The sequence below is a fragment of the Streptomyces niphimycinicus genome, assembly GCF_018883605.1.
Taxonomy (GTDB): Bacteria; Actinomycetota; Actinomycetes; order Streptomycetales; family Streptomycetaceae; genus Streptomyces; species Streptomyces niphimycinicus.
On sequence record NZ_JAHLEM010000168.1, the window covers coordinates 1 to 10,738 of the forward strand.

Below are 10,738 nucleotides of genomic sequence, written 5' to 3' on the forward strand. Positions count from 1 at the left end.
CGTGGCGTCCAATAGGTCTGCCCTGGACGAGGCCCCGTATCGCACACGGGGAGGCGGTTTGGGGACCGCCACCGCCTACGGCCCCGGCTTCGACGCCGGCGGCGGGATGAGTTCCGGGGACGGCCACTTCGCCCCCGACGATCGGTACCTGGACGCGGATGGGGACGCGTTCGAGGGCCCGGGTGCCGGATTCGAGACCGAGCCCTGGGAGGAGTGGAACCCCACCGAGGAGTCCATCGCTCCCGTACGCGGCCGGCACCGCGTGGCCAAGCAGCGTGGCGGGACCATGGCGCGCAGCGGCGCCGTCCTCGGGGTCGGCGTGATCGCGGCGGTCGGTGCGGGCGGTATGGCCAGCGCCAAGGACCGTCCCAAGCCGCCCATTTCGATGCCGGATCTCGGCCATGTCGCCGATGAGGTCAAGGCCAGCCTGCCCGCCGCCAAGGACCTGCCCGGTATCGGCTCCTGGGCGTCGGACGACAGCAGCGGCCCGCAGACGGCCGCCGCCCCCCTCTCCGAGGCCGGGCTGACCAGCGCGGACGAGCAGCGCGGCACCACCGACGCGGGCGAGGCGCTGCGCGCCCGCATCCTCCAGCAGGCCGAGAATCAGCAGAACGCGGCGGACGAGGACAACCGCACCGCCGCGGCGAAGGCCGCCGCCAAGAAGGCGTCCGACCAGGCCGCGGAGGTGGCCGCCCAGCGGAAGGCCAAGGCCGAGGCGGAGAAGAAGGCCGCCGAGCAGCGGGCGAAGGAGGCGGCCGAGAAGAAGGCCGCGGCCGAGCGCCAGGCCAGGCTCGCCGCCGCGTACACCCTCCCCGTCGGCTCGTACACCCTGACCGCCAGTTTCGGCCAGGCGGGCGACATCTGGTCGGCCGACCACACCGGCCAGGACTTCGCCGCCCCGACCGGCACCCCGGCCAAGGCGGTGCACGGCGGCACCATCACCCAGGCGGGCTGGGCCGGTTCGTACGGCTACCGCATCGTGCTGACCCTCAGCGACGGCACCGAGATCTGGTACTGCCACCTGTCGTCGATGGTCGTCACCTCGGGCAAGGTGACGGCGGGCGACGTCATCGGCCGCGTCGGCGCCACCGGCAATGTGACCGGCCCGCACCTCCACCTCGAGGTCCGGCCGGGCGGCGGCTCGCCGATCGACCCGATGCCCTGGCTGCGCCAGCACGGGATGAATCCCTGATACAACCCCTGATACTCCGGCGGCTCTGGCGCTCTCTCCCCCCTTGACGCCAGGGCCGCCGGTTTACGCCCTGACGGGACCGCCGGTTTACGCCCTGACAGGGCCGCCCCGCAGGAACACCCCTCAAGGAACACTCCCAAGGACACCCCAAGGAACACCCCCCGAGGAACACCCCCCGAGGCCACCCCCAGGAACAACCCCGCCCGGCCACTCGTTGTAAAACCGTATGGCTGACAACACACAGAAGATCGGTGATCTGTCCGTCTTCCCGTTCTCCCTGGGCGGGAACGTCTTCGGCTGGACCGCCGACGAGGCCGAGTCCTTCCGGGTGCTCGACGCCTTTGTCGAGGCGGGCGGCAATTTCATCGACACCGCCGATGTCTACTCCGCGTGGGTGCCGGGCAACGAGGGCGGAGAGTCCGAGACCATCCTCGGCAACTGGTTCGCCTCCCGGGGCAACCGCTCCGACATCGTCCTCGCCACCAAGGTGGGCGCCGGCGTCCCGGAGCCCCGCGGCCTGACCTCGTCCGCCATCAAATCGGGCGTCGAGGAATCCCTCCAGCGGCTGCGCACCGACTACATCGACCTCTACTACACCCACTACGACGATCCGTCGGTGCCGGTGGAGGAGATCATCACCACCCTGGACGAGCTGGTCAGAGAGGGCAAGGTCCGCGAGATCGCCGCGTCCAACGTCAGCGCGGAGCGCCTGGAGGCCCTGCTGACCTTCTCCACCCAGGAGAGCCTGGCCCGCTATGTCGCCCTCCAGCCGCACTACAACCTGGTCTCCCGCGACACCTTCGAGGGCGAGCTGGCCGACGTCGCCGCCCGCCACCACCTGGCGACCATCCCGTACTACTCCCTGGCGTCCGGCTTCCTGACCGGCAAGTACCGCCCGGGCACGACGGTCGACAGCCCCCGCTCCTCGGGCGCGGCCCAGCACCTGGAGACCGAGCGCGGCCAGAAGGTCCTCGCCGCCCTGGACGACGTCGCCGCCAACCACGCCACCGAGCCCACCACGGTCGCCCTCGCCTGGCTCCTCGCTCAGCCCACGGTCGCGGCCCCCTTGGCCAGCGCCCGCACCGTCGACCAGCTCCCGCCCCTGCTGGCATCGGTCGACCTCAAGCTGACCCAGCCGGAACTGGACCTGCTGACCTCGGCATCGGACTGACCCCCAGCCGCCCAGCCAAACCCCCAACGAGGGCGGGCACCCAAAACCCACCCCGGCCCGCCCTCGACCCAAAACGCACGCCGCCTGCACCTCGGCTCTCTTCTGCCCGAATGATCATCCCCGGCCACTGCACTGGGCAAGGCGCGGTGCGAGTCCGCGATCGCGGGCCGAAAGGGTGTCGGGAAGTAGGACACTGGGGCCATGCGTGTAGCCCACCCCTCCAGCCCCGACGTCTCGGCCAGGATGAGCCGGCAGACCAACCGGGACACCAGTGCCGAATGGGCGGTGCGGCAGCTCCTGCACGCCTCGGGGTACCGCTATCGGATCCACTACCCGGTGCCGGGCATGCGCAGGCGGAAGATCGACATCGCGTTCACCGGTGTCAGGTTGGCCGTCCTCATCGACGGCTGCTTCTGGCACGGCTGCCCGGAGCATGCCACCAGTCCCAAGGCGAACGCGGAGTGGTGGCGCAAGAAGCTCGATCGCAATATCGAGCGGGATCAGGAGACGAACGCGCAGCTATTGGCCGAAGGTTGGACGGTCCTGCGCTTTTGGGAACACGAGTCGCCGCACGCCGTCATGCGTCAGGTGGCCGCCGCTGTCGACCGGGAGAAGGCCGACAGACGGAAACGACGGCGATAGGGCGGAGCCGATGAGCGAACTACGATCCATCGATGTGTGTGCGGGAGCGGGTGGGCTGGCCTTGGGGCTGGAATACGCCGGCTTCGAACCCGTACTGCTCCTGGACGAGAAGCCGGTGGCCTGCGAAACACTGCGCATGAACCGACCGGCGTGGCAGGTTCTGGAGGCGGACCTGCTGGAATTCGCCCCTTCGCGGCACCAGGAGATCTACGACGTCGATCTGCTGTCGGCCGGGTTGCCCCGCGTCAGGTCCAGTGCGACCGTCGCGCGGACCGAGACCGAGGCCGAGCTGCGCCTGCTGGAGGCAACCGTCTATCTGGCGCACGCCGTCCAGCCCCGGGCCTTGCTCATCGAGAATGTCCCCGAGCTGGTGAACGCGCCCGACTTCGAGCCGATACGCGACTTCATCCGCGAAGAACTCGACCATCTCGGCTATCGATTCCGGTGGTTCGTTCTGAACGCCGCCGACTTCGGGGTGCCACAGGAGCGGAAGCAAGGGGTGCTCGTCGCGCTGAAGAAGCAGTACTTCGAGGCGTTCCTTCCACCCGAACCGACCGTGCGCGAGCATTTGTCCGTCGGGCGGGCTCTGCGCCGTTCCATGGCCGTGCGCGGTTGGCGGGACGCCGATCAGTGGGCGGCTCAGGCTGCCGGCGTGGCCCCGACCCTGGTGGGCGGGTCGGACAGACGGGGAGGCGCGGATCTGGGGCCGACGGGGACGAAGAAGGCCTGGGCACGGATGGGAGTCGATGGCGGCACCGTGGCCGACGACGTCCCCGGCCCGGAGTTCGTCTGGGCTCCTGAGACGGGACGTCAGGGGATGGTCAGGATCACGACCCGACAGGCCGCACTCCTCCAGGGTTTCCCGTCCGATTGGGGATTCGTCGGGAAGAAGACGGCCCGCTATCGCCAGATCGGGCACGCCTCACCGCCGCCGGTGGGCAAGGCGCTAGGGCTGGCGATCGCAGCCGCACTGGGGGACTCTCCGGCCTCCGGCGCCGGCTACACTTCAACCCCATGAACAACCCGGGAACACAGCCCCACCATCTCGATGGTGTCCGCATACTGGACCTTTTCGCGGGTCCTGGTGGACTCGACGTGGCAGCGCACTTCCTGGGCTTCAAGAGCATCGGTATCGAGTGGGACCGAAACGCGTGCGAGACGCGCTACGCGGCGGGGCTGCCGACGATTCACGCCGATGTGAGCGTCATGCGCGAGAAGCGGTTCGACGAGATTCCGAAATCGGTCGACGTGCTCGCCGGCGGGCCGCCCTGTCAGTCCTTCTCCGTCGCGGGCAGCGGTGTGGGGCGGCGAGCGTTGGACACCGTGGAGGAGTTCATCCACCGCCTGGTGGACGGGGAGGACGAAGCGAAGATCGACGAGGAACTGCACGCCCTCGGCGACCCGCGCACCGCCTTGGTCCTGGAGCCCCTGCGATGGCTCCTCAAGGCGATCGAGACAGAGGGCCGCGAGCCCTACAACGTGATCGTTCTGGAACAGGTACCCGCGGTCCTGCCCCTCTGGGGGGTCTACGCGAAGCTGCTGCGCGGTGGAGAGGGACGGCTGAGGGGCGTCAAGTACGAGGCGGAATGTTGGGAGTTGAAGACCGAGCAGTTCGGCGTTCCGCAAACCCGCACACGTGCCGTGCTCGTCGCCCGACGCCCCGGGGACGGGGCCATCGCACCGATCGAGGCGACCCATCTCCCCTTCGACCTGCATCGGGCCAAACGCAACGCCGTGCAAGCGGAGATGCTCCCGACCGATTCCGCGATTCCCGAGGCCAAGCGGCGCTGGCTCTCCATGGCGGAGGCTCTCGACGCGGCGAGCGAGCTGAAGGACTCCCCCGTGGACGTGTCCCGGCTCCGGACGGGGGACGAGACGAGGTTCTTCGTCGTCTCGAACTACGGCTCCGGGGGTGATCCGAAGAATCGGGGCAGGCGCCTGTCCTCCGAGCCCGCCTTCACGGTCACCGGGAAGATCTCCCGGAACAAGGTCTACAAGGACAACGCGGCGTACGCGACCGACCGATACGACCGTTTCACCATCCCGGAGGCCGGAGTTCTCCAGACCTTCCCGCACAACTTCCCCTGGTCCGGGAACGACCAGGCCCAGCAGGTCGGCAATGCTGTGCCCCCACGACTGGGCATGCACGTACTCGGCAGGGCGCTGCGGGGGGACGCCCCCTCGGACGAGGAGTTGGCGGCCGCGAGCACATGGCCGAGCGTGCCCCGGACCACCACCGAGGAACTGCGGCTCCTCGGATGTGGTGATCAGAGCCAATGCCCCCCGGAGTCGCACAAGGTCAGTCGCTCCCGCCCGACGTCCGCCCCCTGACCTGCGCGTCCGCGAACAGCTCCGCGAAGTGGTCGACCAGTTTCTCCACCCCCTCCGGGGAAGCCCGTTCCTCCTCCGGGCCCTCGGGCAGGTGGTTCCGAGGTGACGGGAGGGCCGACCCGGCCCCCGCGATCCAGTCGCGCAGTGCCTCCCCGTCACGTTCCACGTCCGGAGCGATGACGTCGTACATCAGCGTCGCGGCAGCGGCGTTGACCGCGGACGTGAGGGCGTTCACCTCCCGGCCGGTGCGCACGGTCCCTCGCTCCATCAGCTTGACGAGGGCCAGAGCGGTGGGGCGGTGATCGATGACGTCCAGCCGCAGAGCGGAGTTCAGCATGTCCTGATTGCCGCAGGCCACGACGGCGGGCTGGTAGTCCGGGCCGTCGCGGAAGAGTTCGGCGGCCCACCAGAGTCGAGCGAAGGTCTGTTTGGAGTGCGGGCCGATGAACCTGTCGCGCGCCACACGGCCGTGCGCATCGTCCGCCTTCGGTTCCGACAGGTGACGCCAGACGACGTAGTCCGGAGCCACTCCAAGGGCCACGAACGTCCAAAATCCCTTCTCGGCCGCTTCCCGGCGGGTCAACCGAAGGGTCTCGTGCAGCCGCGGCGCCAGCCACGCATCCGCCGCCGTGGGGCGTTCGTCCCGGAACGTGGTCATGGCGTCGTCGATCAGGTCGCGCACCCGGTCCAGTCGCAGCCGCCCATCGTCGTCGGGCAACGTCTCGGCAGCCTTGTTCAGTGCGATGGAAGGAACGTCTTCGCGCCCCTCCAGCAGCCCTGCGGAGATGTACTCGGCGGCCTGGATGTCGGAGATCAGGGCAAGCCGTTCCGGCAGGTACTCGGGACGCAAAGTCACGCGTTGGTCTCCTGGTCGAGTCGTTCGATGTCGCGGAAGGCGTCGGTCAACGCCTGGGGGATCTCGGCGCGACGAGCGGCCGCGTATTGAATACGTGGTTGCAGGTCCGCCCAGCCCCCCTCGCCGGTACGACGGGTGTGCACTTCGCGGAGGGCGTCGTCCTCCGGCCGGCCGGGGACGATGTCCGGGAGCATCTCGCGGAGCACCGCACCTCGCCAGTCGGGCGGGAAGAGCGGAGTGCCGTCGTCCTCGATCTCCAGGTCGCCGATGGCGGTATGGAAGACCGCGGCCCACACATCGGAGCGCATCTGGGCCAGCAGCACCTCGCGCATGATGCTCTTCATCGTCGAGCCCTGGCTTTCCACCAGCGCCACCAGGCCCTCGAAGTCCGAGTTCAGACGGACGGCGGGCATCCGCCCCGCAGTGTCCAGGACCCAGGGTGCGCCCTGGAAACTCCGCAGCCGATCGCCGCCACGGGCGAAACTGACCTTGCTGACGTCGAGTTCTCGGTCCCTGACCGGCGCGTCGGCCGTCAGGTCGATCATCCACTCCTGGTCCTGGTCGGTCGAGCCGATGATCCGTCCCTCGACCCCTCCGACCGTGGCCACCACGTGCACGGCGAGGGAGGCGCGGTCCAGATGGTCGTCCCGGTCGAGTTCGATCTCCCCGGTCCAGTCCTTGCCTCCTTGCGGACCGGGAAACAGCCGGGCAACCGTCCGTGCGTTGGTGGCCCCCTCCGTCAGAACGGCGACGACGGCGATATCGGTCCAGTCGCCCTTGGCCTCGATCTCACGAGCCGGCACGGTCGCCGTCAGGACGAGTCGTGCGCTCTGCCAGTCGTGACGCTCGGCCATGCCGAGTGCCACGACCCGCTCGACCACCGAGCATCCCTTGGCGTCCAACTGTTCCCGGGCGTCACCCGGGCCGCGCAGCCGTACAGCCGTGACGCGCGCCGTCACCGCACCGTTCGGGCGGGGGTAGGGGTAGACCCTCATGCTCCACCTCCCTTGCTCTCCTGTAGCACGACCTCGAGACCGGTCAGTCCGGCCCGCACCGGATGCGTGGAAATATCAGTGACGCCTCGAAAGACGGCCCGGCGGACTCCTGGCGGGAAGTGCAGGACGCCATCGGACAGTTCACAGTCCTTGACCGCGACGAGCTCGGCCCACTTGACCACCGGACGAGGGCCTGACCGGACGTCCAGTTTGGCGACGGGGCTCATCCGCCAGGGCTCGACCCCGCCGGGCGACACCTTGACCTCGGCTGTGATCTGCCACGCGCCGGACGGGGCGACCACTGCCTCCAGATCGTGCAGCTTCGGAGGTGTCACCGTTCCCCGGACCTTGCCGCCGGGCTTGCCCGTGATCTTGAGCCTTTTGCCGATCTTGCTCGTGCCGCTCGACTTCTTGTCCCTTGGGACCGCCACGAGCTCGTGCACGGCCCTGTTGGTCACCGTCGTCAACGCCGCGATCCGACGGTGGGCCGACGGCGAGTAGCGCATGCGCAACTCCTCGGTCTGACCCCACTTGTTGTGCTCCGGTGGCTCGGAGGACCGCAGGAACTCCTCGGCCTCGGCCGCGAACGGCGCGTCGTCCCCTGCCGCACGGCCTACGAGCAGAACCGCCTGGAACGGGTTGGTCGACGCGGGGAGACCGGGCACCCAACTGGTCCTGACCGTCATGCGGTTTCCCCGCATCGCGGTCACCCGGTTGATCTTCCCGTCCGCGTCGGTGGCATCGGTGATCAGCAGCACTGCCCGATGCTCGCCCGCCGTACCGGGGACCCCGTCCCTTGCGGGAACGTTCAACGGCACAGTGATCCGGGCCACCTGCCCCGCCTCGGTGAGACGGTCCACGGTGGTTCCGCTCAGAAACGCCTGAAGAGCCCGGGAGCGGGCGGGTTGGTGCTCATGCGGCTCGACCCGCTCCTCCGCGAGGAGCTCCACGCCATTGCGCAGTGCTCGCACCGACGCCTCCAACAGCGGCCTGTGCTCGCCTCCCGCTGTCATCGCGGCCCAGAAGTTGCGGCCGAGGGCGCTGAGCAACCTCCGGTGCATGCGCTCCAGGCTGTCCTCGTCGTCGACGTCGTCCTCCTCGCCCTGCCCGGTTCCGGGGGCGAGGCTGGCCACGTCATGCGCGCCGACGATCAGGAAGGACGTGCCCGGGTCATCGCCCTCTCGGGTGAGGTACAGGTTCTCGACCGTCTCCTCGTCGGCCCACCAGGAACGGACGACCTCGGTGTTGTTCGCCTCGGCGTCCGGCCGGCCCAGCCAAGCGGGTCCGGCGAACCGCCTGCCCTCCACCTCCCGCCAGGGCAGATCGAGCCGGCCGATCACTCGCCGCGCCGTGCGTCCTTCGTGGGGCTCGGAGAGCGTGGAGTTCATGAGGACGAGCCCCAGCCGGCTGGTCGCCCAGAGCGTCGCCTTCCCCAAGCCGTACGAACCACCTGCCGTCGCATCCGATTTGAGGCTGTCGAGCTGACGCCGCACCACGGCGGCGAATCGACCGTCCTCGTAATCGTCACCGGTGAGCCCGTTGGCGTTGTAGTCGTCGACCCGGAGAAGGACCAGGCGATCTCCCTCGGTCACCTCCCGCAGACCAGCGTTGATCACGCGTCCGACCTTCTGGTCCTGCGCGGCGGCCGCCTCGTAGTGCGAGCGGAGGCCGTCCCAGTGGATCGCCGCGAGGAACCGGGCGAGGGTGTCGCCGGTCAGTTCGTGCAGCGTGTACCGGACCCTGACCGGGCGGTTGTTTCTCCTGTCACGCTCGTCCAGGCTGTTCTGCGTCGCCTCACGGGCCAGAACCTCCAAGTCGGCCTCGAAGGCGAAGGCCGCCGCGTTGCCGAATTCCCGGCCGCCGTCGTCGTGTCCGGGGCGGTGGTACCACACGGCCGGCGTTTCCACGGGATCGTGCCGCCGCTCCGGCCCCACCTCGGCGCCCCGTACCGCGTCGTCCTCGGCTCCCAGGATCTCGCGCACCGTGGCCATGAGCTCCGGGCGGGGTTCGGAGCGGTCGTGGAGCCACGCGTCGACGGCCGCTCGCGTCACCTCCAACCGGCCGGCCAACTGACTCGCATCCATCCCCTTGTCCCGCATTCGCCCGGCCAGCCATCGACCGAACTCCGTTTCCTGCGAGCTCACCGTTGCCTCTCTCCTGTCGGAACCGCTCTCCGTCCTCGGTGTGCCGACGCTCTTGTTCGGCAGCGGCTCACCGACCCCCGTGTTCTTCCGCCTTTCCATGCCTCTGCGACGCGCGATCGCTTCGGCGGCCTCTTGAGCGATCCGTCGAGCAGCCTTGGCGCGCCGGCGTTCCGCTTCGGCGGTGTCGGGCTCCAGGCCCAGGAGGATCCGCAGATCCGTCAGCGCCTTCTTCTCGAGCTGTCGAATGCGTTCGCGCGTGACTTTGAAGTGCTCACCGATCTGCTCCAGCGTCCAGGGTGTTCCGTCGACGAAACCGAAACGCAGCAGGAGAATGTGCCGGAGTCTGTCCGTGAGGGAGCAGGCGTCGAAGAACTGGAACAGCTCCTGCCGCTCGAATGCGGACCACAGCGCCTGCTCCGGTCCCGGTACCGGTCGCAACGTGTCGACGGCCAGCTCTCCGAGGGTCAGGTTCTCACCGACGGGTTGATCGAGCGACAGAATCGCCCGGCGCCCCAACCGCAGACACTCCTCCACCTTGGCGGGATCCAGTCCGCATGCCAGGACAAGGTCGCCGATGTTGGGTTTTCTGCCCTGGTCGAGGAATTCCCGTTCCTTCCTCCGCACCTTGTCCACGTCGGTCCAGATGTGCACCGGGAGACGAATGGCCGATCCTTCGTTCATCACGGCGCGACTGATGCGCTGCCGAATCCACCAGGTGGCATAGGTGGAGAGCTTGCACCCCATGGAGACGTCGAACTTCTCCACAGCGTGCATGAGCCCGATCATGCCGTGCTGTACGAGATCCTCGTGCATGGGACCGCCTGCCCACCCCAGGCCCTGCACGATCTTGTGAACGAGACGCTGATTATGAAGGACCATCGCGGAGAAGGCCCGGTACGCCTCGCCGTCTCGCGGAAGCGTCGCCACATAGTCGTCGGGTAACGAGGTCGAGGGCCCTTCCGCACCCCGGAACAAGAGGCAGAGCCCCACTTCCTCCTCGGCCGTCAGCAGGCGCCGGTGCGGGTTCAGCCGCTTCCGGTCGCGCTGGAGCAGGTCCCGGGCAGTGCGCCGCGCCGCGTCCATGTCGTCCACACGCACCGTGCCCCGAAGCGACTCGAAATCCGGAACGGCCTCTTCCTCATCAAGGGCGTCCAGGTCGTCCTCGCCGGAATCCAGGTCGTCGACAGCCTCGTCGTGGCCGGCACCGTCGTCGGGGTTCGCACTACCCGGAATATTCACTTCCTCTTCGAGTTCCTCCTCGTCGATCTCGGCCGCTATCACGGCCTTGTAGAGGGCCTGGGTCTCCTCCGCGTCGAGCCGCGCCGCTCTCATCACCTGCCGCAGAGCCGTCCGGCGTTCAAGTCCTTCGGCGGTGAATCGGCGCATGAGGCCGATCAGCAGTTCCCA

Annotated in this window: 8 protein-coding genes; 5 read left to right on the plus strand and 3 right to left on the minus strand. The window is 68.7% G+C overall.

The genetic code is table 11. The features are described 5' to 3' along the window. Position 1: 1 nt before the first annotated feature. The 5 genes from KN815_RS16565 to KN815_RS16585 all read left to right on the plus strand — a co-directional run bounded on the left by KN815_RS16565 (position 2) and on the right by KN815_RS16585 (position 5,336). Positions 2–1,192, plus strand: a complete 1,191-nt coding sequence (locus tag KN815_RS16565) for a M23 family metallopeptidase (protein WP_216342698.1) — start codon at positions 2–4, stop codon at positions 1,190–1,192. 226 nt (positions 1,193–1,418) lie between these two features. Continuing rightward, positions 1,419–2,363 carry an aldo/keto reductase gene (locus tag KN815_RS16570; protein ID WP_216342699.1) on the plus strand — a complete coding sequence of 315 codons (945 nt, stop codon included), beginning with the start codon at positions 1,419–1,421 and terminating at the stop codon, positions 2,361–2,363. 201 nt (positions 2,364–2,564) lie between these two features. Next, positions 2,565–3,005, plus strand: coding sequence for a very short patch repair endonuclease (locus KN815_RS16575; protein ID WP_216342700.1), 441 nt, complete (start codon positions 2,565–2,567; stop codon positions 3,003–3,005). Between the two features lie 10 nt (positions 3,006–3,015). Continuing rightward, positions 3,016–4,023 carry a DNA cytosine methyltransferase gene (locus tag KN815_RS16580; protein WP_216342701.1) on the plus strand — a complete coding sequence of 336 codons (1,008 nt, stop codon included), beginning with the start codon at positions 3,016–3,018 and terminating at the stop codon, positions 4,021–4,023. Beyond that, the gene (locus tag KN815_RS16585; RefSeq protein WP_216342702.1) at positions 4,020–5,336 is read left to right on the plus strand and encodes a DNA cytosine methyltransferase; all 1,317 of its coding nucleotides are present in this window, start codon (positions 4,020–4,022) and stop codon (positions 5,334–5,336) included. The genes KN815_RS16580 and KN815_RS16585 overlap by 4 nt, the downstream gene beginning before the upstream one ends. On the opposite strand, the gene KN815_RS16590 is transcribed toward KN815_RS16585, so the two are convergent. Genes KN815_RS16590 through KN815_RS51870 form a run of 3 tightly spaced genes read right to left on the minus strand, consistent with a single transcriptional unit; the run spans position 5,305 to position 10,717 of the window. After that, complete coding sequence (locus KN815_RS16590; RefSeq protein ID WP_216342703.1) at positions 5,305–6,192, minus strand: DUF6339 family protein; 888 nt, start codon at positions 6,190–6,192, stop codon at positions 5,305–5,307. The two genes, KN815_RS16585 and KN815_RS16590, sit on opposite strands and share 32 nt — an antisense overlap. Beyond that, a complete protein-coding gene (locus KN815_RS16595) occupies positions 6,189–7,187 on the minus strand; it encodes a hypothetical protein (protein WP_216342704.1) in 999 nt (332 codons plus the stop codon). Before KN815_RS16595 ends, KN815_RS16590 begins: the two co-directional genes overlap by 4 nt. Further along, entirely contained in the window at positions 7,184–10,717 is a 3,534-nt protein-coding gene (locus KN815_RS51870) for a sigma-70 family RNA polymerase sigma factor (RefSeq protein ID WP_216342705.1), read from the minus strand. The genes KN815_RS16595 and KN815_RS51870 overlap by 4 nt, the downstream gene beginning before the upstream one ends. Positions 10,718–10,738: the final 21 nt, after the last annotated feature.

Bases quoted from the DNA above. Each gene is read 5' to 3' on its own strand.
- KN815_RS16570 (WP_216342699.1), top strand. From the start codon at position 1,419: ATGGCTGACAACACACAGAAGATCGGTGATCTGTCCGTCTTCCCGTTC.
- KN815_RS16575 (WP_216342700.1), top strand. From the start codon at position 2,565: ATGCGTGTAGCCCACCCCTCCAGCCCCGACGTCTCGGCCAGGATGAGC.
- KN815_RS16580 (WP_216342701.1), top strand. From the start codon at position 3,016: ATGAGCGAACTACGATCCATCGATGTGTGTGCGGGAGCGGGTGGGCTG.
- KN815_RS16585 (WP_216342702.1), top strand. From the start codon at position 4,020: ATGAACAACCCGGGAACACAGCCCCACCATCTCGATGGTGTCCGCATA.
- KN815_RS16595 (WP_216342704.1), bottom strand. From the start codon at position 7,187: ATGAGGGTCTACCCCTACCCCCGCCCGAACGGTGCGGTGACGGCGCGC.
- KN815_RS51870 (WP_216342705.1), bottom strand. From the start codon at position 10,717: ATGCGCCGATTCACCGCCGAAGGACTTGAACGCCGGACGGCTCTGCGG.